Genomic DNA, 21753 nt, shown 5'->3' on the forward strand with positions numbered 1-21753 from the left:
CAGATATGTATGTCATTGATTAGCAAAATTGATTACAATGCTAAAAAAATAAACAGGACGTGCTGGATTTATTTTAGTTGAAATTGGTCAAATAAAACTATATTGTTATTATCTGCACTGCTGTCAAAATAGTAGCTTTTGATCACTGCATTATCTTCATCGGTTTCCAGTACACTAAAAACAGTAATTTTATTGCTGGCAATGTAGGGTAATGGTTTGCCATCGGAATTGAGCAAAGGCGCAATGGTGGGAGTAATGGGCGATAAGCCATTGGGATTGCCCACGGGGAAGTCGTTGTTAGGATCAATAAAATCCGGTAGGGAGCGGGGATTATCAGCTAAATGGGCGCCATAACTGTTACCGACATTGGATGTTTCTAAAAAGTGCATTCCTCCAGGACTAACAAAACGATTCCAAAGATGGGAATGGCCATAAAAAACTAGCTGAACTCCGGCATTTTCTAGTAGGGGAATTAGGTGCTTAATAATCTGATCTTCCCCCTTGGGGTAATGGTAACGGCGATGCACCATAACACCATCAGGGGTGTATTCTTCGTAGGCCTGGGGATCGGTATAGGGCGGAGTAACATTACCTCCTAAACTATGGGGAGGATGGTGGAACATCACAATTTTGTACCGAGCTTGGCGGAATTCTTCCCCAGCCAATTCCTGCTTCAGCCATTCATACTGCCTGCTACCGGGGGTAATGGGTTCAAAAATATGCTGACCATGGCCCCAATTTTCCGGTTTATGTAACTGCTGACTGCTTTCTTGGTAACGCCCTGCAGTGCTTGAATCCTGTTGCGGCGTGCGCGAAGCGTGCCCTGGGCAACGCCAAACATTGGTGACCATTAAGGAAATGAGACGAATATTGCCAAAAGTAACGGCGTAGTACTGTTTTTGTGGAGCTGGGCTGGGGGGTAAGGAAAAAATTTCTTGATAGGTTTGGAAGTTAAAGGAATTGTTTTCAATCCATTGGGCGGCTTGGTCTGGGTCGTATTCCTGCTCAGCAAAATCCTGCCGCTCAAAGTATTCTTCTTCGGCGATCGCCTGGGGTCGAGCGTCTTTAAACTGCAAATGCAACGCCTTGCTGGGGGAATTGCGCCCCATTACTTCATGGTTGCCAATGCAGGGAAAGAGGGGAGTGGATTGTAACACTTGCGCTCCCTGATAGATTTTCCCCCCCAACGTTACTGAAGCCCGCCCCTGCAGCACTGGAAAAAAGGATCTACCCCGGCGATCGTCAAACCATTCCGAAGCCCGATCTGGTACGTTGACCATATCCCCTGCGTGGAACACCCCGTCAAAGTCACCATAAACGGCGATCGCCTGTTGGATATTGGCCGCCACCATGGGCATTAACTGATGGTCGGAGGTGAGCAAAATTTTTAAGGGCTGGTCTGGAGGGGGACTAGGTTGCAGGGAAAAAATATCGCTCTGGTGTATGCGTTGGCTCTCCTGGCTAAAAACTTGATAGGGCAAAGTCTCCCCAGCTCTTAAGCCAGTTATCACCGCTTGATGTCGCCAAATGGGTCGGAGAGAAAGCTTGTCATAGGTTTGGAAGGTGTAGGACCATTCATCTTCCCTGGTGCGGGTCAACTGTTGAGTGTCGGCCCCGGTGCGATGCTCCAGGTCTTTGCCCCACTGCACCCAGTGCTTGTCCCCGGCAAATTCGGTAAACCAAACGACTTCAACGCTGTCAGGGGTGGGAAGTTGTAAAAAAGGATCACTCAACATAACCAGGAAATGCATTAATAACAAACTAGTGACAATCATCCCCTGCCCTCGGTTTTATTGCTCCGACAATGGCAAAATTAAACCACCCAGACATCCACTTTGGCTTTTGCTGTGACCATTTCCCGCACCATTATCAGCACGAGAATTGACTGCACAGACTATGGACAAGCCACAGCCACCATCATTAATTTAGCTAAAGCGGCGATCGCCAGTTATGTGGTAGCGGCCAATGTCCATGTGGTAATGAGTGCCTATGGCAATAAAAGTTATCAAGAAATTATTAATCAAGCTGTGTTGGTCACCCCCGATGGTATGCCATTGGTGTGGGGATTAAAATTGCTCGGTTACCCGCAGGCCACCAGAGTTTATGGCCCGGATTTGATGCTAACAATTTGTCAGCGGGCCGCGGCGGAAAACCTTGGTATTTATCTTTATGGTGGCACAGAAGATTGTTTGCAGCAACTTAAAGTTAACCTAATTAAACGGTTTCCTAAACTGAAGATTGTTGGCGCTGATTCTCCCCCTTTTCGCCCACTAGAACCTGAGGAAGAAAAAAACGCCTTGGCCAAAATTAAGCAGTCCGGCGCTGGTATCCTTTTTGTTGGTTTAGGTTGTCCTAAGCAGGAAATTTGGATGGCTAATCATTACCAAAAAATAGATCTAGTCATGGTGGGGGTGGGAGCCGCTTTTAATTTCCACAGTGGTTTGGTGTCTCAAGCTCCCCGTTGGTTAATGGCCATGGGATTGGAATGGCTCTACCGTTTGCGCATGGAACCGAAGCGATTATGGCGCAGATATTTAATTAACAACCCCGCTTTTATTGTTCTATTTACTTGGCAATGGTTAACAAATAAAACAACTTTATAAACTATTTTATCCCTAATGTTTTAGCAGTAAAAAGTAAGTTAATTTGCCACAGGGTCGGTGGGACTCATGCCATAAAAAGGTTGGGCCGCTGACCAGTGGGGTCGATCGCCAAGGAGCCAATGTTGCCAAGCGAGGGTGAGGAGTTGGGGGGCAGTGATACCGAGCTGATCTGGGGTAGCGTGAATCTGTTTTACCCCTTTATCCGCCATAAGTTGTTGCCAATCCTCCGGTAACCAAAGGCGATCGCCGTCTAGGGTAATTAGTTTTTCCCCGACTATTTGATAGAGCGCCCCATAAAAATAACCCCTGGTTGCGGGCATAGTGACAGCCAATAATTCGCCATCGCCACAGGTTTTAACCAAAGATTGGGCAAAACAAGCCAGGGTAGAAATGGTAAATAGGGGAATTTGTAATTGCTGGGCCAAGGTACGGGCGGTGACCATGCCAATGCGGACACTGGTAAAGCTACCAGGGCCCTGGGCTACGGCCAGATAATCTAACTCAGACCACTGTTGGCTAGGCAAAAAATCCCCTAAACAATTGTGTAATTGATTGAGTAATTCCCGATCCAAGGGCCAAGTTTGCTGGGCCACTGGATTTTCTCCCCGTTGTAGAGCTAAACCTAGCTGGCCGGTGGCGGTGTGGATGGCCAAGCCCAAACTATGATCGGCCAGGGAAAGGGGAGGAGGTACGGTCATTACCAATAGGTTTAAGTATCGTTGCTTACTGCAACCTTTAGTTTATCGGGGATAGGATGGGGCAAATGCGCCGCAATTATCTAATTTTTTGCCCCAATTTGGCGATCGCCGGGGGGCAAATGTGTATAAATGCTTACGTCAACCTGTAGAATCTCAGTTAAGATCTCGTTACAATCCATCCCATTGGTTTTGATTTTACCCGCCCGACCCTAGGACATCATCCCATGCAAACGATTTCCCCTGCGTCGACCCTTACCCAAACTCCCCGTTTTGACCACCCCCTGAAAGTGTTGGCCATGGGGGACAGCCTTGTCTACGGTTACGGAGATCCCATTGGTGGCGGTTGGGCAGAACGGCTACGGCGATTTTGGATGGAAGAAAATGGCCCCGTACTCTATAACCTCGGTATCCGTGGCGATCGGGTAGCCCAAGTTAGTGAACGTCTGGAGCAAGAATTTCGCCTGCGGGGAGAAATCCGCAACAAAGTCCCCGATTTGCTGATTCTCTCTGTGGGGGTAAACGACTCCCCCCGGTTGGGTCGGCCTGATGGACGGTGTTTCACCGATGAAATTCTCTTTCAAAAACAGGTGGAGCAGCTATTGGACAGCGCCCGTCAACTTTGCCCGGTGCTTTTTGTCGGTATGGTGCCCGTCAACGAAGCTCCCATGCCTTTCCTTGATTGTTTTTACTTTAACCACGCTGACCAACATCGTTTCAAAACTATTACCCAACAGGCCTGCGGCGATCGCCAAATTCCCTACCTAGATATCTTTGAAATTTGGCAACAGCGGGGCCAAGCATGGATTAACGATCATCTCATGGCCGATGGACTCCATCCTAACGTGGCGGGCTACAAAGCGCTCTTGGATGACATCAACCACTGGCAACCCCTAAAGGAACTAACCAGCAAGGTATCTCAACCCTAGTTGTTGGTAACTTCGGCAAGATTTTCCTTGTCAGTTTTTTTCTAGAAATTCACCAAAGATCTGGGCTAGATACTGAACCTGTGTTTCTAGTTCTTTCACCCGGTCTTCCAGGGATTGCGGTACGGGCAAACTCTTAATTTTAGGTAACAAACTATCCCATCCTTTTGCTTTTATGCCATAGGTCTTATTGTAAGCACTGTAAGTATTACGATAATTGCCAAAATGTTTAATTAGAAATTCTTTGTTAACTTCCTTTTCTTGATCTAAAAATTGCGTAGTCTTTCGATTAACAATCTCTTGTAAACGCTCATAAAGAACAGCGGTAGCCCCCAGAAGCTTGGCGGTATTTTTAGTGTCTTGTTGATCTATTTCGTCAAGTTGGTCTAGTAATTTGCTAAATTTAGACATAGTTTTTTAGATTTTTTTAAGAGGGTTTAACCTGAATCTCTACCAATGGAAGATGGTTTTGTGTCCATTTGAGGTTTATCAGGATCAGATTTGGGGGAAGTATCAATTAATCCCATATCGGGCGGCTCATCGAAAAAGACTGAATTGACAAATGTCCACAATATATGAAATTTGCCAAACCAACTTCTGCTTTCTTTAACTTTGAATGCCGCCAATTCTATTTCTGTTTGAATATTCTTTAATTCAGCCTTAATTTTATCTCTTTCAATGATCATTTTTTGTTTTTCTACAATAGAATTCTGCACTTCTATTTTTATTTGATCTAATTCTGCTTGCAGCCTATTTTTTTCCTCCTCTTGAATCTCTATTGAGCTATTTAGCTCGCTAATCTGACTTCTATAGCGACTATTCCAACTCTGAAGACTTCCTCTTGACCTACGAATTGACTTGAGAGTACCTACCGCTATTTGCAAATTTTCATCATCTGGATAAATTTTTGCAAGATCATAAAGTTCTTTAACTTTTTGTTCTATTCGATCCATAATTACCTCTAATTCAACTCACTATTAAGGTCATTGACAGTGTCATCCAGAGGACGAACAATTGCGTTTCTTCCGGTCGGATTAGGATCAAAAATTGCCTCTATGGCTTCATTTAAGCTTTCTGCCATGGCAATTTGATTACCATAAACCACCACAACCCGAGCGAGGGTGGGCAAACTATTTTTCTCAGCTTCCAGATAAATTGGTTCCACATAAAGTAAGGATTCTTCAATGGGAATTACCAGCAAATTACCCTGAATGGCCCGGGAGCCCCGGCGGTTCCAAAGACTAATCCGTTCGGAAATTACTGGATCTTGGTTCACCAAAGCTTCAATTTGCTCTGGGCCATAAACCAGTCGTTCCTTGGGTAAGGTGTAGAGCAACAATTTGCCATAATTTTGTTCATCACAGCGGGCAAAGAGTAGGGCAATCAGGTTATTGCGGGCATTAGGAGTATAAACTTGGGAAAGAACAAATTCCTCTTCTTTGGCATCAATCCCTGCCAATTTCATAATTAGGTAATACGGGGCAATGGGTTGTTGCTCATCGGCATAGGTTTCCTGGGGAATACGCCATTGGTCTTCCCGGTTATAAAATACATCAATATCTTCCATGTGATAGGTCAACAATCGCTCCGATTGGGTACTAAACATATCCACTGGATAACGAATATGACTTTTTAAAGTAGAGGGCATGGAACTAAAAGGTAAAAACAGTTCGGGAAATATTTTCTGCCAAGCATTAATTAGCGGATCTTGCTTATCAATAGTGAAAAAACGCACATCACCATTGTAGGCATCCACTAAAATTTTGACTGAATTACGAATGTAATTGAAATTACGCCCCGGTTGGTTAGCATCTCCTTCCCCCGGATCGGAATAGGGATAGGAATTGCTGGTGGTATAGGCATCGATCAGCCAATAAAGAGTGGAATGTTCTTCCCCTTTTACTTTGGCTGTCACCAGGTAAGGATCGCGGTCAAAACGCAAAAAGGGAGCAATGTGGCGGATGCGATGGTTAATATTGCGGCGAAATAAAACTCTGGTATCAGGCTTAAAGTTCTCAGTGAATAGCATTTGCCAATCCCGCAAATAAACGGCAAATAATAATTTTCTGATGGGAGAATTTAAAAAAATGCCACCCCGCCCGTCATAAAAGTTGTAAACATTGGCCTCTCCACTGGGAAAATCCAGTTCAGGAATGGCGGTGTTGGTCATGATGTAGTTATCAGTGATTTCACCAAAATAAATGCGGGGTTTACCAATGGGAATACTAGTGCGGATCAACTCACTAGAGGTACGTAGAGCGCCTGCGTTTTCGTCAGTGCCAATATCTTTGACAAAGTAATAGGGCAATCCACCTTGGTCCACTAGGTTAACGGGGGAAAGGGTGAAGCCGTAGCCGTGGGTATAGACCAAATGTTTGTTCACCCAGGTTTGGGCCTTTTCTGGTACAGCGGTGTAGTCCAATTCCCTGGGGGCAATGAGGGTTTGTTGTTTGGCGGTGCTAATGGTTTGCGTGTCGTCTTTTTGCACCCGGATAGTGTAGCGGTCCAGGTCAGCATCAGAGAACTTATAGTAAAGGCGAATTTGTTGTAGTTGTCGATTAGTTTTCAGTAGGGGAATGGGATCCCAGAGGCGAATGTTATTTAGGGTGAGTCGGTTTCTCTCTAGGCTAGCGGGGGTGAGTTGGCCACGGCCGGTGAGGGTAGCTGGCTGAATGATTTGTAGGTTAAAAGCCTCTCTAGTGGCGGCGATGTTGCGGGCGAGATAGGGTCTTTCCCTGGTGAGTTGATTGGGTTGCACTACTAACAGTTCGATCGCCCAACCCCCCAAATTTTGCAGAAGCAGAATTAACAAGTAAACAGCCACTGGCAACCAGAGGCCAATTATGGGTAACTGTCCCCGCCGCTGGGGAGCACCTGTTCCTTTTGCCCTAGGCCAACCCTTAACGCTTAACCACCCCAACCAAATGGCGATCGCCATGCTGAAAATCGCCAGCCCAGTTTCTACGGGTAAACGCCAATGAATGTCGGTGTAGTTGGCCCCATAGACTACGCCATGGTTAGCAAACAAATAATCGTAACGCTTTAACCAATGTTCCACCCCTAGGGTGAGAGCTACTGCGGCTCCCAGAGCACTTATATGTCTCAATTGGGCTGCAGAAAAACCGGGAAATCGTCCCTCCGATAAACTATCAGCGGATTTGAGAATAATTAGAGTTACCCCTAACAAACTGAAGAGGAATAAACCCCGCCACCAACTTTCGAGTAATTGCCAGAGGGGAATCTGGAAAATATAAAAGCTAATATCGTGGTGAAATTGGGGGTCGATGGTATTGAAGGGCTGACTATTAACAGAAAGTAACAGTCGAAACCAGTTACCAGATAGCAGCAGTCCCCAAACTGCACTCAAAATAAAGACCAAGCCCGGTAATAGTCTGGGACCCCGCAACACACCGATGAGGGCTAGCATACCCGCCAAGGCCGTCACCCCCAACTGGCTACCCATGCCACTGAAACTAGTAAACAAAAAATGAAGCCGAAAGGGTTGGGGCACCGCTGGGGTGATATTGGGCAAAGTATAGTCCGGAGTCCACACCTGAATAGTGATGAAAACGTAATACATCACCAGGGATATCAGAATCAGTTGTAGGACAATAATTAGGGGCAGTAGAACGGGTAGTTGCAGGGGACGGGAATGGGCTTTGGGGCCCACCGGGGGAGCGGGCATGGGCAAGTAACGAGAACCGATCGCCACGGGCACTGGTGCATAAACAGCTTGGGCAACGGCCAGGCCTTTCAGTTGGGCCTCCTCTTGGATCAGGCGATTAGTGACTTTAACCTGGAAGACAATAAAGCCCCAGGAAATAAAGCCTGTAATCAGAGCAATGCTCCCTTGCCAGCGCACCCGCTTCCAAAAGACGGACTGGAAGCTTAACTCCTGGAACCAGAGATTTTCCACATAGATGCGGGCAATGACTTCCAAACCCACCAAAGCAATGGCCAGAACAATCGCCCCCTTGACCCACCCTTTCATGGCCCTAACCCCCTTGTTTAGTGGTGAACCATTGGGAAAGTTTTTTGATTCCCCAACTGCTGACGGCACCCAAAATCAGAATACTAATGGCGGGATTGAATAGGGGCAACCAAAGTTTTTGCCAGATTTGATAGCCCAAAGGAATACCAGTGGATTCCCCCACCACAGCGATGGCAAACCAGAAAAAGCCCAGCAGCACCAGGAATACATCGGCAATCAAAATACGATCCAGCCAGGTTAGTAATAAAGTTTTCATACAATTTGCACACAATCCAGATACTCAGGTCGGGGACTGATTTCTGCTCAGCGGTGGGGTCCCCCATTAATACCTATGCCAGGTACTTGTTTCCCATCTTAATCCTTTGGTGGATGACCTCTGTTAACCAATCGTTTGTCCCCAACCATGGCCCGGGGCAGTGGGCGATCGCCAAGCTGTTAACCCCCGGTTTGGTAAATTGACAATAACGCTCTAAGTTGAAAAAACTAATGTCTTGCTCAAACTTTCCTTGGAGAAACTAACCACAATGGATACCATCAAACAAATTAGCTATTTTCTGGCCGGTGTGGTACTGATGGAAATGACCCTCACAGCGGCGATCGCCAGGGCCGATGACCGGGATGTAACGGCCCAGGAAAGACAGAGAATTGTCCAAGCCCTCAATGCCCTGGGCTGTAGTTCCTTTGATGATGCAGAGTACGAAATCGACAAAAGACGGTTTGAAATTGACGACGCGATTTGTGCCGATGGGCGGAAATATGAAATTTATCTAGATGCTAACTATCAGCTGATCAAGAAGGAATTAGAGGACTAACCGCAGTCAATAAGGATAAAATTGGGCTTTTCAAAAGGAAAACGGACTACATTTGTCTTAGAACCTGTTCGTCAAGTCCTATTGCACTCCTTAAATTTAAATTTTCCAATGCCGGGGGACTTTAAGTTTTTTCCCGTCGTCGAAATTAGGGGGAAAAGGGCTTGGCAAACACCACCTTAAACCCTTGACATTCCTTCGCCGAGACCAGCATGGATCCCCTGATTGCCCCCCTTGCTTTCCTACTTGCCATTGCTCTGGGCTGTGCCGTGGGTAGTTTTCTCAACGTGGTGGCCTATCGTTTGCCAGAAGGTTTATCCCTGGTACATCCCCCTTCCCGTTGTCCCCACTGTGGCCACCGACTGGGCCCGAAGGAGAATGTGCCAGTGGTGGGTTGGCTTTGGCTACGGGGTAAATGCCGTTGGTGCCAAACTGCCATTTCTCCCCGCTATCCCTTGGTGGAGGCTGCGACGGGATTCTTATTTGCCCTGACCTGTTGGCGTTTTGGTTGGCAGTGGCAAACCTTCGGCTACTGGATATTAATTAGTTTTTTAATCTCCCTGACTTTAATTGACTGGGACACCATGACCCTGCCCAATAGTTTGACTAAACCGGGATTGGTGCTTGGGCTGTTATTTCATTTACTACTGGGTTGGCAACGTGGCCATTGGATTGTCCCCTTGGTGGAGGCGATCGCCTCGGCGGTATTGGGGCTATGGTTGTTTGATTTGATCCGCATGGGAGGAAGTCTGTTGCTCGGTAGGGAAGGCATGGGGGACGGGGATCCCAAATTGGCATCCATGGTAGGGGCTTGGTTGGGCTGGCCGTCATTACTGTTGACCACCTTCATTGCCTGTTTCATCGGTTCCATCTATGGGGGTTTGAAGTTACTGTTGGGCACATTGCAACGGCGACAGGGTTTTCCCTTTGGCCCCTTTTTGGCGATCGGTGCCCTCATCAGTCTCTTTTGGGGTGAAAAATTGATCACTAGTTACTTAAATTTTGTGACCCCACAATTTTGAGTATTTTGCTGCCCTTGTTATTTTTTCGCAAAGATTGGTAAAAAGTTCCGATCTGCCAAGTTGGGCGAAACAAGATGCCAATATCCCCGGTATTGTTAGAGCTTTAGCCAAAAGATTTAGAGGATAAACAAAGACACTGGAAACCGGCTCCTAAAGCCGAGCCAAAATTAGCTTTGTAACTTGATCAACTTCGGGGTATGCATTCACTGTGAGTAGGTTTTGCTTCGCAGCGTAGTATTCCAATAGGGGAACGGTGTACTCATGAAACTTGCCAATGCGAGTGGTGATGGCTTCAGGATGATCGTCAAACAAAGAACGGTTGAGGGAACGTTCCACCATCGTGGCTTCATCAATTTTCAGGTACAGGGCCCAATCCAGGGGCTGCCCCAGATCTTCGAGTAAAAAGTCCAGTTCTTCTGCTTGGAAAGCGGTGCGAGGATAACCTTCCAAAATCCAACCCTGACCCCCATCTTCCTGCACCAACCTCTGTTGAATAAATTCGATCATCATCGGATCTGGCAACAGATCCCCTCTTTCCACATAGGGTTTAGCCTTGATTCCCAGGGGAGTGGCGTTGGCAATGGCTTCCCGCAGAATACCCCCCATGGAAATCACTGGCAACTTAAGTTCTTGGCTGAGGTTATGGGACTGGGTGCTTTTCCCTGACCCCGGGCCACCGAGCATAACTAATCGCATAGTTAATAGTTAAAGGTTGAGTTTTTGCTGGACTTTATCGATCAATTTCTGATTGAGTGTTAATTTTTACCCTAAGTGACTAGAGTAGTTTTTCCAGACCGTAAACTAAGCCCTTCAGTTCTACCACTTTACGAATGCCTAAAAGTACCCCCGGCATATAGCAAGCCCGGTCGGTGGTGTCGTGACGGATGGTATAAAGTTGCCCTGGGGAACCAAATAGGACTTCTTGATGGGCGATTAGCCCCGGTAAACGAATGCTGTGGATGGGAATTTGCCCTGGCCCTAGTCCTCCCTTAGCTCCCGCAATGGTTTCCTTTTCTTCTACGGCCGGTGGGTTAAATGTTTTGCCCATTTCCGCTAACATTTGGGCGGTTTTAATGGCAGTGCCGCTAGGGGCGTCGGCTTTCTGGTTATGGTGTAATTCGATAATTTCCACGTGGTCAAAGTATTGGCAGGCTTGCACAGCAGCTTGTTGCATCAACAGAACTCCAATGGCAAAGTTAGGGGCAATCAGACAACCTGTACTAGCTTTTTCAGCAAAATCCCCTAGGTCTTGGATTTGTTGCTCACTCAATCCGGTGGTACCCACCACTGGCCGCACCCCATAGGCGATCGCCGAACGAACATTGTCATAAACGCCGCTGGGATGGGTGAAGTCCACCATTACCCCTTGAATTTTTTCCTGGGTGGCCAACACCAACACACTCTGGAGATCAGCTAAGACAGGAACTTCCAGGGGGGCAATGCCCACCACTTCGCCAATGTCTTGACCTTGGAGACTGGGATTATGATCCACTGCCCCCACCAATTGGAGATCGGGGGCTTGGGCTACGGCTTTAATTACTTCCCGGCCCATTTTTCCAGCCGCACCGTTCACTACCACAGGAATTAAATCTTGATTAGCCATAATTGCCCCAGCTTTATCCGAATTGCTCAACTGATTAATCTCTCCATTGTTGGGCAACCGTTAACCCAGGGCAAGCACTGGATGGTTCAGGGAGAGAAAAGGGAAACTGCTATTTGTTCCCGGATGCGATGGAGATCTTCCCTAACCCGAAAATCCTCTAGCCGTTGAATCACCTGACCACGGTTAAAGAGGATCAGAGTGGGAAGATTTTTTAAGCGGTAGGCGTTGGCTAAATGCAGGTTGACATCAGCATTAACCTCCACACAAACGAGTTGCTCTTGCCATTCGCCGTGGAGATGGTTGAGCAGGGGTTTGACAAAGTGACATAGTCCGCACCAGGGAGCGCCAAAGTAAACCAAGATCGGTTTTGGACATTGAAGAACGAGGTTATCAAAGTTGTCTTCGTTAACGGCTAGCATGGGCATGTTTCTAGCGGACTGATCCCTTGTTGTCCATGCTACAACCATTTTCGACCCCAAAGGGAGGACTGATCCCAACTGATCCCCTTGGTTTTGCTAGCCCAGACGACGGGCGATCGCCGTGAAGTGGCCTTTAACAAGCCAGGTAATTAATTAAGATTCAGTACAAACTAGGGGAAAACGTTCAGGATGTTTGATGATGTCCAAGGTCAAATCTACGTCCAGATCGGGCCAATAAAAATGATTGGCGGTTGGCTCAATGACATTGAAAATATGTTTTACCAGAGCGTTTTTAAACCAGGGAAAATCGTCGTAGGACAAAAATAACTCATTGTCCCCAGACAACAACCAAATTCCATGGCTAGAAATATGGGTAATTTCAACAGTTGAAATGTTTTTGCCAAGCGTCTCTAAGCTCATTTTGTCTGGCCTCAATAATCTTTTCGATGGTTTTCAGTTCCGACCGAGATAACTTGTAGTTTTTTGCCAACTCAATTTCAGGTTCAAGCCAAAACTTTGCTTCTCCCTTTTCGCAATAGATATGGACGTGCATTCTTGTTTCTTCACGAGAAAAGAAGAAAAAACGATAGCCCTCCTCTTTAAAAACCGTTGGACTCATGGAGTTTTTCCGTTGCTAGTCTTAGGATTTTAGCCGACGGGCGATCGCCGTTTGCCAAGGTTCTGTCAGAGCGGAAACTGGTAAATCAATCAGAGCGTTATTTTGGGCATCGATAAAAGTCAAGTTGCCCTGTGCTGTACCCACTACTCCCAATTTTTGCCAGGGTAAGGACTGACCAGCTAAATAGTTTTCCCAGGCAGGCTGATGTTCCGGTGCCACCGCTACCACAATGCGACTGGCGGATTCCCCAAACAGCAAGTTATCCAATCTTTGGTCGGAATCAGGTAGATTAATTTCCGCTCCCAACTGACTGGCGATCGCCATTTCTGCCAGGGCTACCGATAAACCCCCTTCCGCACAGTCATGGGCCGCGTTCACCCAACCTTGGGCAATACCATGGCGACAGGCTTTTTGCACTGCTTTTTCCAAATCGAAATCCACCTGGGGCGGCTGACCAGCAACGGTGTGATGGACAACGGCTAAATATTCCGATCCCCCGAGGGTATTGCCGTCATTACTACCCAGTAAGTAAATGCCATTCCCCGAATTGCGCCAACCTTGGCCAACAACTTTATTGATGTTTTCCACCCGTCCCACCATGCCAATAACCGGCGTGGGATAAATGGGTTGGGGTCTACCGTTGGAGTCCAACGTTTCGTTATACAGGCTGACATTGCCCCCCGTCACTGGGGTGTTTAACTGCCGACAACCCTCCGCAATGCCTTCACAGGCCAGGGCCAACTGCCAATAGCCCACTGGATTTTCAGGGCTACCAAAGTTTAAATTATCCGTTACCGCCAGGGGTTCTGCTCCCACACAACTGAGATTTCGAGCCGCTTCTGCCACTGCGGCCTTGGCCCCTTCCAAGGGATTTAAGTAAACGTAACGGGCATTACAATCTGTGGTGGCCGCCACCCCGATCACACATTCCTCTGGTTTGGCATCCAGGGGACGCACCCGCACCACCGCCGCATCGGCCCCACCGGGCACTATGACCGTATTGTTTTGTACTTGATGGTCGTATTGACGGTAAACCCAATGCTTAGAGGCAATGGTGGGACTGTCCAACAGGGTTAATAACACTTCATTCCAGCTTTGCTTTTGCCCTGCAATTTCAATGCCGGCGATCGCCGCTGGAGATAAATCACTTTCCTGCCATTGCCAAGCTTGTTGGGCATAGTCGGGTGCTTGGTCTAGCAACTGACGATGGTAAATGGGAGTGTTATCGGCCAGGGCTGTAGCGGGAATTTCCGCCGCAATCCCTCCTTGGAAAAAGATCCGCACAATGGGATCCGCAATCACCTGCCCCGCCACCACCGCCTGTAAACCCCAACGATGGAAAATATCGATTAATTCCTGTTCCCGCCCCGGTTGAGCCACAAATAACATCCGTTCTTGGGATTCGGATAGGAGATATTCGTAGGGCACCATGCCCGTTTCCCGCACTGGAATTTTATCCAAATCCAACTCAATGCCCACGCCTCCCTTGGCTGCCATTTCCGCCGTGGAACAGGTAATGCCCGCCGCTCCCATGTCCTGGGCCGCCACCACTGCCCCACTTTTAAAGGCTTCCAAGCAAGCTTCAATTAAGGATTTTTCCAGAAAGGGATCCCCCACCTGCACCGCTGGGCGATCGTCCATGGACTGATCCGTTAACTCAGCACTGGCAAAACTGGCTCCCCCCATGCCATCCCGTCCCGTGGTGGAACCGACATATAAAACTGGATTGCCTATCCCAGAAGCCCCAGCTTTGACAATTTCTTCCGTTTCCATCAAACCCAAGGCCATGGCGTTGACGAGGGGATTACCGGAGTAAGCCGGATCAAAGTAGATTTCCCCGCCCACAGTGGGCACACCAACACAATTACCGTAATGACTGATCCCATCCACTACCCCGGTGAAAATACGTCGATTCCTAGCATCGTCCAAATTACCGAACCGTAGGGAATTTAAAATGGCGATCGGCCTCGCTCCCATGGTGAAAATATCCCGCAGAATCCCCCCTACTCCGGTGGCGGCTCCCTGGAATGGCTCCACTGCGGAAGGATGGTTATGGGATTCGATTTTAAACGCCAATCTCAGGCCATCCCCCAAATCTACGACCCCGGCATTTTCCCCAGGCCCCACTAAAATGCGTTCTCCTTCGGTGGGAAAGTTACTCAGTAGGGGACGGGAATTTTTATAACAACAATGTTCTGACCACATGACACCGAACATTCCCAGTTCAGCTTTGTTGGGATGGCGGCCGAGCCGTTGCACAATATCTTCGTATTCTTCGGGTTTGATACCTTCGGCAGCGATTTCGGCGGGAGTAAAGGGGGCGGTCATGGCAAGGAGGGTAAAAGGGTCAGGCATTCCAGGCTCATTTTATCTGACATTGCCTAAAAACAATCCGGTTAGATAGTTCAAGGTAGAATGTGCCTAGTGTCCACCGGGTTTGAAATCTGAGCCCCAACCCGGAATACCTTTTTTAAAACTGACTTTGATCATCCATGGCCGATTCTGCGCTACAACCTCGTCAGCATCCCATTTCTCCCCCCAGTCACCCCAAACAGTTCCGGGCGATCGGGGTGGTATATGGACGCTACTATGCCAGCGAGGAATCCAGTCAACGGGGAATATTGGTGACGGAAACCGGTGACATTGTGGAGTCAGTATTATTAGGAAAAACTTTCAGTTTGTTTAAGCGCCATGTCAACTTGGAAGATCCCCATTTTTGGGTGGTTTATCCCCGACTAAGGGATAAGGATGATCACCTTCATTTTCAGTTAGCGGGATTATGGGAACCGGAAAATCTTGGCCCGGGGCTCACTTCAGCTTCTGAGCCGGCTTCGGACAATTTACCTAGTTTGAAAGTAGATCACCCCTATTTTTCCATTCGGGGGGAAGTGGTATTTGTATCCCAGGCTAGGGAAAATATTGTGATGAAAATTCGCCAATCCCCCAAGCCCCCCAGCAAACGACCCTTATTTTTTAAGGTAAAAATTAGCGGAATTTTAAAAGATGCGGAAGGAGAGATTTGTCGCCGTCCACTCCGGCATTTTTGGGATATTGAAACGACGCTGCAAGGCAATGAATTAGTGTTGGAAAAAGCGACTGATCTGGGGCAGATACAACGGCGGCCTAGCCCAGGCAAATCTGCCATCAAGTCAGCACCCAAACCAAAAACTAGTATGCCCAAGCCTGTCAAAAAAAACACCACGACTCCGTCAAAATCATCCCCCGCCAAACGTCGTTTGTTTTAGTTTCTTTAAAGCAAATGGCGCATCCAGAAGTAACTGGCAATGGACTTTGCGTCGATCATTTCCCCTTTGGCGATCGCCGTTTCAAACTGGTCGAATGTCATTAACGCCACTTCAATGTCTTCGTCTTCATCCTGGGCGGGCGGATTGGGTAATTTTTCCAGATCCGTGGCTAGATAGGCATAAATAATTTCATCGGAGTAGCCCGGAGCCAGGGGAAATTGACCAATGGTTTGCCAGGTATGCCCCCGGTAACCAGCTTCCTCTTCCAATTCCCGTTTAACGGTTTCTGCTGGATTCTCCCCCACTTCTACGGTGCCCGCCGGAAACTCCAACAGCCGCCCCGCCAATGCAAAACGATATTGCCGCACTAGCACCAACTGACCTTCGCTGGTAATGGGCACCACTAGGGCTCCCCCTGGGTGCTGGATCAGTTCCCAGTCCCCCACCACCCCATTGGGCAATTGCCTACGACTAACATCAAAGTTAAATTTACGTCCCCGGTAAAAAAGTTTTTGCTGGAGCACCGGAGCAATTTCCAGAGGATGAGGGGATGAATCTGGGGCAATCATACTAGACAAAAAAGAGAGAGCTAAATAAATTCTAGGGGGTTGGGTTGGCTGAGCCTTCTGTCGGCGCTGGCTGGATGGGGGCCCCGTCTTGCACCCTCAATAATCCCGCCGTGATAACCCTGTCTCCCGGTTCTAACCCGGACAAAATTTGGTAGTTACTGCCCTGGATACTGCCCAGGTTAACGGACTTTTGTTGGGCCACCAGGGCTGCTTCTCCGGTTTGCTCATTTTCCTTGTCCTGGACAACGTAGACAAAGCTTTCCCCTCCAATGCGGGTGACGGCCACGGTGGGAACCACTAGCCCTGTGTCTTGCTGCCAAATGATCCGGGCCTGCACCAACTGACCATTGAGTAGTTTTTGGTTTTCGTTACTGAAAGTGGCTCTGACTAATACACTTTGACCATCGTTGTCCACATCGGGGGAGACAAAACTAATTTGTCCTCTGGCGATCGCCTTTTCTTGACCATCGAGGATTTCTACAACTAGACCGGGGCGTAACCGAGGCGCTTGGGCTAGGGGCACGGCTAAATTCAGATCTAACTGTTGGTTTTCAGTCAAATTGGTTAAATCATCGTTAGCTTGGACGTAATCTCCCAACTTTACGGGAATGTAGCCCACTACCCCAGCAAAAGGGGCGGTAATTTCTGATTTATCGAGGCGGGCCTGGAGAGTTTTCACACTGGCCAAAGCCTGACCTACCCGGGCCCGAGCTTGGGCAATGGTTTCGGGTCGTTCCCCAGCTTGTAAACGGTTTAAATTTTGCCGTTGGGCATCCACTTCCGCCGTTAACCTTTCCACATCGGAGCTACGGGCTTGTCTTAGTTGTTGTAACCGTCGTTGGGCCGCTTCCACATCGGCGATCGCCTGCCGTTCTTCCTTCAACTGTTGGTCATAGGCATCGAGGGAAATCACCCCTTGGTCCCGCAGATTACGAAACCGCCGCACCCGCTCACTGGCCAATTCCGCCGCCGCCTTGGCGGAATCTAATTGAGCTTGGGCCTGGGCAATTTCCTCGGGACTGGCCCCCCCCTGGGCATTGGCTAAACGGGTTTGAGCTTGACGTAACTGGGCCGCCGCCGCCGCAACATCTTCCTGACGACTGCCCGCCTCCAACTCCGCCAATTGGGCCCTGGCCGCCGCTAGATTAGCCTGAGCTTCCAGCAACTGAGTTTGTAGAACATCGTTGTCAATACGAAATAAAACCTGCCCCTGTTCTACCCGTTGCCCTTCCCTAACTAAAATTTCCTCGACCCGCCCATCAATTTCTGAATCAATTTCCATCCCCTTGGGGGCTTCCAACGTTCCCATCAACGTGGTGAAATCCCTCACCTCAGTGGGCTCTAACACTTGCCATTTCACTGGTGCTGGTGGCATTTGACCCATCATGGCCCCTCCGGGAGGGCCGCCGGAACGGGACTGAAACCACCAGTAGCCACCACCTCCTAGCAACAGTAAGGCTCCCACCACTAGCCAGAGTCGTTTGCCTGGTTTGGAGGCTTGGGGAATGGGTTGAAAGGACAAATTCTGTTTACCAATACTTTGTTCCTTTTCCGATTCCGAAGAAGTTTCGTGCAGTACGGGTGGCTCAGTCATGGGTAAGGGGAGACTAAATGGGCTAATCTTTAAGAAAAGTTTACACGGATGTAAATTCCTAGGGTAACGGATCTTTTCCCCGGAGCGCTTCGTTCCTAGGGAGTATTTGAGGATTTTAAGGTTGTGCTTACTAAAAAGTCGAGCCAAACTGAACTTCCACCCAGTATTGCCCAGCTATATTGCTATCTAGCCCCTGTTTTTGCTTGTTAATTCCTTCGGGGGTTACTCATAATTATTCACTTTTGTTATTAAGTAATTGTTAAGCTCCATGGCTCCAGACCAAACTTCAGTAAAAGGACAATTAATTGTGCTAACGGGCCCCAGTGGTGTGGGTAAGGGGACTTTAGTGCAACTGCTGTTGGAGCGCCAACCCCATTGGTTTTTGTCCATTTCCGCCACTACCCGATCGCCAAGGGCTGGGGAAGTAGACGGGCAATCCTACTATTTTCTAACCAAGGAAGAGTTTCAAACTTGGATTGGGGAGGAAAAACTATTGGAATGGGCCGAGTATGCCGGTAACTATTACGGCACTCCCCGGCAACCAGTGGAAGAACAGATTGCCCAGGGCAAAACCGTGTTGCTGGAAATTGAAGTGCTGGGGGCCAGGCAAATTAAACAAACTTTTCCCTCTGCCCGACGGATTTTTATTTTGCCCCCCTCTGTGGAGGTGTTAGAAGAACGGTTACGGGGCCGGGGTTCGGACAGTGAAACGGCGATCGCCAAAAGATTGGCCCAGGCCCAGCAAGAATTGCAAGCGGCGGCGGAATTTGATTACCAAGTGGTGAACGATGACCTAGACCAGGCTTTGCACCGCTTAGTGAAGTTAATTGGGGAGGAGGAGTAGCCCCGGGATTAAAATACGCCCACTGCCACCCCAACCCTGTAAAATTGGTCTGATTTTATCGTTCAGGAGGCAGGGGGATTGGCTACTCGGGTCATCATTGTTCGCCACGGGCAGAGCACCTACAACGCAGAAAAACGGATTCAAGGGCGCAGTAATCTATCGGTACTCACCGATAAGGGCAAAGCCGATGCCCAAAAAGTCGGGCAAACCCTCAATTCCCTGGCGATCGACAAAATCTATTGCAGTCCCCTACGCCGGGCCAAGGAAACGGCCCAAATTATCCAAGCCAGTTTCGCCCACCCCCCGGAGTTGATTCCCAGCGAAAACTTGTTGGAGGTCAATCTGCCCCTCTGGGAAAAAATGACCAAAGACGATGTGGCCCACCAATATCCCGAACAATATCGTCTCTGGCACGAAGCACCGGATCAATTGGCCATGACCGTAGATGGAGCGGAATATTACCCCGTTGCGGCTCTCTATGCCCAGGCCCAAAGATTTTGGCAGGATGTGTTAACCGATGCGGCGGGACAAACCCTGCTGATTGTGGCCCACAATGGCATCAATCGTTGCCTGTTAATGAGCGCCATTGGTATGCCCGCTTCCCATTACCAACGCCTGCAACAGTCCAACTGCAATATTAATGTGTTGAATTTTAGTGGTGGCTGGGGCGATCCGGTGCAACTGGAATCCTTGAATCAAACCGCCCATATGGGGGTACCTCTGCCACCTCCCCGCAAGGATAATAATCGTCTGCGGTTACTGCTTATCCGCCATGGGGAAACCCAATGGAATCGGGAAGGACGGTTCCAAGGTATTCGGGATATTCCCCTCAATGACAATGGCCGCCATCAAGCCCAAAAAGCGGCGGAATTCCTCAAAGATGTGCCCATTAACCTAGGCATTAGCAGTCCCATGGCTCGGCCCAAGGAAACGGCGGAGATTATTCTGCAATATCACCCAAGCATAGAGTTGGATTTACAGCCGGAATTGGCGGAAATTTGCCATGGCCTGTGGGAAGGCAAGCTAGAAACGGAAATTGAAGCGGAATATCCCGGATTATTGCAACAGTGGAAAGATGCCCCCGCCACAGTGCAGATGCCGGAAGGGGAAAATTTACAACAGGTCTGGGACCGGGCGATCGCCTGTTGGCAGGACCGGGTCAAATTCTATAGCCAGGGGGATGGTTCCACAGTGGGCATTGTGGTGGCCCATGATGCCATCAACAAGGTGATTTTGGCTTATTTGTTGGGTCTTACTCCCGCTCACTTTTGGCAAGTTAAACAGGGTAATGGCGGGGTGAGCGTCATTGACTATCCCCAGGGTCTAGATAAGCCCCCAGTTATTCAAGCCATTAATTTGATGGGCCATTTGGGCACAGTGTTGGATAAAACCGCCGCCGGAGCCCTATAGTCCTGTCCATAGCCAATTATCCCCCCATTTGTTCCCTAACTCTTGTTTGCTATGACTCACTTTGGTTTGCTCTGTCCAGCAACGACGGGTCATCTCAATACCATGTTGCCCTTGGGTAAGGAACTGCAACAGCGGGGTCATACTGTGACCATGTTTGGGGTGCTAGATGCCCAAGCCAAAACCCTAGCGGCCGGTTTGAATTTTCAGGCGATCGCCACAACGGAATTTCCCTTGGGAGCCCAGGCAGAATTTATGGCTGAGTTGGGCAAACTCAGTGGCATTAAAGCTTTGCAATACACTGTGGCCAAAATCACCCAGAAAGCGGCGGCCTTCTTTGAGGAAGCCCCTGGGGTCATGGCCAAAGCCGGTGTGGAAGTTTTATTAGTTGATCAAGTTTCCCAAGAAGGGGGCACCATTGGCGATCGCCTGGGTATTCCCTTCATCAGTATATGTAGCGCTGTCGTACTTAATCGAGAGCCCACCATACCGCCCTATGCCACCCCTTGGCCATATGATCCTAGCTGGTTGGGACAATTGCGGAATCGCCTTGGCTATGGACTTTTAAATCGGGCCACTAAACCGATTACAGCGTTAATTAATGACTATCGTCAGCGTTGGAATTTACCCGCCCAATCTAGCCCCAATGACCGTTATTCCCCACTAGCACAAATTAGTCAGCAACCGGCAGCGTTTGAATTTCCTCGGGAATGTTTACCAAGCCGTTTCCATTTCACTGGCCCTTTTCACAGCAATGTGGGGCGAGATATAGCTGATTTTCCTTGGGAGCAATTGACCGATCAGCCCATAATTTATGCCTCCCTTGGTACTATTCAAAATCAGTTAATGAGCACCTTTAAAATCATTGCCGAAGCCTGTATGGATTTGGATGCCCAATTGATTATTTCCCTGGGGGGAGCCAAGCTAGAATCAATGCCCGCACTACCTGGTAATCCCCTCGTTGTTAATTACGCTCCCCAACTGGAACTTCTGCAAAGAACAGCCCTTACCATTACCCACGCTGGGCTCAACACCACGTTGGAATGCCTCAATAATGCAGTACCCATGGTGGCCATTCCCATTGCCAATGATCAACCGGGAGTAGCGGCCAGAATTGCCTGGGCTGGAGTGGGGGAATTTATTCCCTTGAGTAAATTGAATACGAACAATCTGCGGGCAGCCCTTGAAAAAGTCCTCACTGAAGATTCTTATAAAAGAAATACTCTCCAGCTTCAACAAGCAATTAAAACTGCTGGAGGTCTTACTAAAGCGGCGGATATTATTGAGCAGGTAACAGCGGAGGCCATGGGCTAAATTTTGCAGGTTTCAACATTGGGAAATCTTGTCTCTTTACAACGAAGAATTTGATATGGGTAAGAATTTCAAGAAATATTTTAAAGTTCACCC

At 48.5% G+C, this 21753-nt stretch carries 22 protein-coding genes; 8 read left to right on the forward strand and 14 right to left on the reverse strand.

What is annotated here, in order from left to right:
- Nucleotides 1–68: 68 nt before the first annotated feature.
- Nucleotides 69–1775 carry a metallophosphoesterase gene (locus H6G46_RS01660; protein ID WP_010871261.1) on the reverse strand — a complete coding sequence of 569 codons (1707 nt, stop codon included), beginning with the start codon at nucleotides 1773–1775 and terminating at the stop codon, nucleotides 69–71.
- Between the two features lie 72 nt (nucleotides 1776–1847).
- On the opposite strand from H6G46_RS01660, the gene H6G46_RS01665 reads away from it, so the two are divergent.
- Nucleotides 1848–2603 (forward strand): WecB/TagA/CpsF family glycosyltransferase, encoded by a 756-nt coding sequence (locus tag H6G46_RS01665; protein ID WP_010871262.1) that lies wholly within the window; start codon nucleotides 1848–1850, stop codon nucleotides 2601–2603.
- A gap of 38 nt (nucleotides 2604–2641) precedes the next feature.
- Here H6G46_RS01665 and tsaB read toward each other — a convergent pair whose 3' ends face one another.
- On the reverse strand, nucleotides 2642–3301 hold the full coding sequence (gene tsaB / locus H6G46_RS01670; RefSeq protein WP_010871263.1) for a tRNA (adenosine(37)-N6)-threonylcarbamoyltransferase complex dimerization subunit type 1 TsaB: 660 nt from the start codon (nucleotides 3299–3301) through the stop codon (nucleotides 2642–2644).
- A 224-nt stretch (nucleotides 3302–3525) separates the two neighbouring features.
- On the opposite strand from tsaB, the gene H6G46_RS01675 reads away from it, so the two are divergent.
- Nucleotides 3526–4227, forward strand: a complete 702-nt coding sequence (locus H6G46_RS01675) for an SGNH/GDSL hydrolase family protein (RefSeq protein ID WP_010871264.1) — start codon at nucleotides 3526–3528, stop codon at nucleotides 4225–4227.
- Between the two features lie 30 nt (nucleotides 4228–4257).
- On the opposite strand, the gene H6G46_RS01680 is transcribed toward H6G46_RS01675, so the two are convergent.
- From H6G46_RS01680 to H6G46_RS01695, 4 genes are read right to left on the reverse strand one after another with little or no spacing between them, the layout of a single operon-like run.
- A complete protein-coding gene (locus H6G46_RS01680; protein WP_010871265.1) occupies nucleotides 4258–4635 on the reverse strand; it encodes a hypothetical protein in 378 nt (125 codons plus the stop codon).
- Nucleotides 4636–4661: 26 nt separating this feature from the next.
- The gene (locus H6G46_RS01685; protein WP_010871266.1) at nucleotides 4662–5177 is read right to left on the reverse strand and encodes a hypothetical protein; all 516 of its coding nucleotides are present in this window, start codon (nucleotides 5175–5177) and stop codon (nucleotides 4662–4664) included.
- A gap of 8 nt (nucleotides 5178–5185) precedes the next feature.
- Nucleotides 5186–8284, reverse strand: a complete 3099-nt coding sequence (locus H6G46_RS01690) for a UPF0182 family protein (RefSeq protein ID WP_010871267.1) — start codon at nucleotides 8282–8284, stop codon at nucleotides 5186–5188.
- A complete protein-coding gene (locus H6G46_RS01695; protein WP_010871268.1) occupies nucleotides 8220–8471 on the reverse strand; it encodes a hypothetical protein in 252 nt (83 codons plus the stop codon). The genes H6G46_RS01690 and H6G46_RS01695 overlap by 65 nt, the downstream gene beginning before the upstream one ends.
- A gap of 268 nt (nucleotides 8472–8739) precedes the next feature.
- Here H6G46_RS01695 and H6G46_RS01700 point away from each other — a divergent pair, with 268 nt between their 5' ends.
- Together H6G46_RS01700 and H6G46_RS01705 are read left to right on the forward strand one after the other, a co-directional pair.
- Nucleotides 8740–9027, forward strand: a complete 288-nt coding sequence (locus H6G46_RS01700; RefSeq protein WP_010871269.1) for a PepSY domain-containing protein — start codon at nucleotides 8740–8742, stop codon at nucleotides 9025–9027.
- Nucleotides 9028–9236: 209 nt separating this feature from the next.
- Nucleotides 9237–10046, forward strand: a complete 810-nt coding sequence (locus tag H6G46_RS01705) for an A24 family peptidase (RefSeq protein WP_010871270.1) — start codon at nucleotides 9237–9239, stop codon at nucleotides 10044–10046.
- A 150-nt stretch (nucleotides 10047–10196) separates the two neighbouring features.
- On the opposite strand, the gene H6G46_RS01710 is transcribed toward H6G46_RS01705, so the two are convergent.
- The 6 genes from H6G46_RS01710 to purL form a co-directional block, all read right to left on the reverse strand.
- Complete coding sequence (locus tag H6G46_RS01710; RefSeq protein ID WP_010871271.1) at nucleotides 10197–10742, reverse strand: nucleoside monophosphate kinase; 546 nt, start codon at nucleotides 10740–10742, stop codon at nucleotides 10197–10199.
- A 79-nt stretch (nucleotides 10743–10821) separates the two neighbouring features.
- Entirely contained in the window at nucleotides 10822–11649 is an 828-nt protein-coding gene (dapB, locus tag H6G46_RS01715) for a 4-hydroxy-tetrahydrodipicolinate reductase (protein WP_010871272.1), read from the reverse strand.
- Nucleotides 11650–11735: 86 nt separating this feature from the next.
- The gene (locus H6G46_RS01720) at nucleotides 11736–12068 is read right to left on the reverse strand and encodes a thioredoxin family protein (protein WP_041425898.1); all 333 of its coding nucleotides are present in this window, start codon (nucleotides 12066–12068) and stop codon (nucleotides 11736–11738) included.
- 153 nt (nucleotides 12069–12221) lie between these two features.
- Nucleotides 12222–12488 carry a DUF2442 domain-containing protein gene (locus tag H6G46_RS01725; RefSeq protein ID WP_020861351.1) on the reverse strand — a complete coding sequence of 89 codons (267 nt, stop codon included), beginning with the start codon at nucleotides 12486–12488 and terminating at the stop codon, nucleotides 12222–12224.
- A complete protein-coding gene (locus H6G46_RS01730) occupies nucleotides 12448–12687 on the reverse strand; it encodes a DUF4160 domain-containing protein (RefSeq protein WP_020861352.1) in 240 nt (79 codons plus the stop codon). The genes H6G46_RS01725 and H6G46_RS01730 overlap by 41 nt, the downstream gene beginning before the upstream one ends.
- 21 nt (nucleotides 12688–12708) lie before the next feature.
- The gene (purL, locus tag H6G46_RS01735) at nucleotides 12709–15042 is read right to left on the reverse strand and encodes a phosphoribosylformylglycinamidine synthase subunit PurL (protein WP_010871274.1); all 2334 of its coding nucleotides are present in this window, start codon (nucleotides 15040–15042) and stop codon (nucleotides 12709–12711) included.
- A 137-nt stretch (nucleotides 15043–15179) separates the two neighbouring features.
- Between purL and H6G46_RS01740 the strand changes: the two genes are divergently transcribed.
- Nucleotides 15180–15932, forward strand: a complete 753-nt coding sequence (locus H6G46_RS01740; protein ID WP_010871275.1) for a hypothetical protein — start codon at nucleotides 15180–15182, stop codon at nucleotides 15930–15932.
- Nucleotides 15933–15937: 5 nt separating this feature from the next.
- Here H6G46_RS01740 and H6G46_RS01745 read toward each other — a convergent pair whose 3' ends face one another.
- Nucleotides 15938–16501: an NUDIX hydrolase gene (locus tag H6G46_RS01745; protein ID WP_010871276.1), complete on the reverse strand. Its 564-nt coding sequence runs from the start codon at nucleotides 16499–16501 to the stop codon at nucleotides 15938–15940.
- Between the two features lie 31 nt (nucleotides 16502–16532).
- The gene (locus H6G46_RS01750; protein ID WP_010871277.1) at nucleotides 16533–18095 is read right to left on the reverse strand and encodes an efflux RND transporter periplasmic adaptor subunit; all 1563 of its coding nucleotides are present in this window, start codon (nucleotides 18093–18095) and stop codon (nucleotides 16533–16535) included.
- A 268-nt stretch (nucleotides 18096–18363) separates the two neighbouring features.
- On the opposite strand from H6G46_RS01750, the gene gmk reads away from it, so the two are divergent.
- From gmk to H6G46_RS01765, 3 genes are all read left to right on the forward strand, one after another.
- Complete coding sequence (gene gmk / locus H6G46_RS01755) at nucleotides 18364–18939, forward strand: guanylate kinase (RefSeq protein ID WP_010871278.1); 576 nt, start codon at nucleotides 18364–18366, stop codon at nucleotides 18937–18939.
- 78 nt (nucleotides 18940–19017) lie between these two features.
- Nucleotides 19018–20349 carry a histidine phosphatase family protein gene (locus tag H6G46_RS01760; RefSeq protein ID WP_010871279.1) on the forward strand — a complete coding sequence of 444 codons (1332 nt, stop codon included), beginning with the start codon at nucleotides 19018–19020 and terminating at the stop codon, nucleotides 20347–20349.
- Between the two features lie 51 nt (nucleotides 20350–20400).
- Nucleotides 20401–21660, forward strand: a complete 1260-nt coding sequence (locus H6G46_RS01765) for a glycosyltransferase (protein ID WP_010871280.1) — start codon at nucleotides 20401–20403, stop codon at nucleotides 21658–21660.
- Nucleotides 21661–21753: the final 93 nt, after the last annotated feature.

This window comes from Synechocystis sp. FACHB-908 (assembly GCF_014698595.1).
Taxonomy (GTDB): domain Bacteria; phylum Cyanobacteriota; class Cyanobacteriia; order Cyanobacteriales; family Microcystaceae; genus Synechocystis.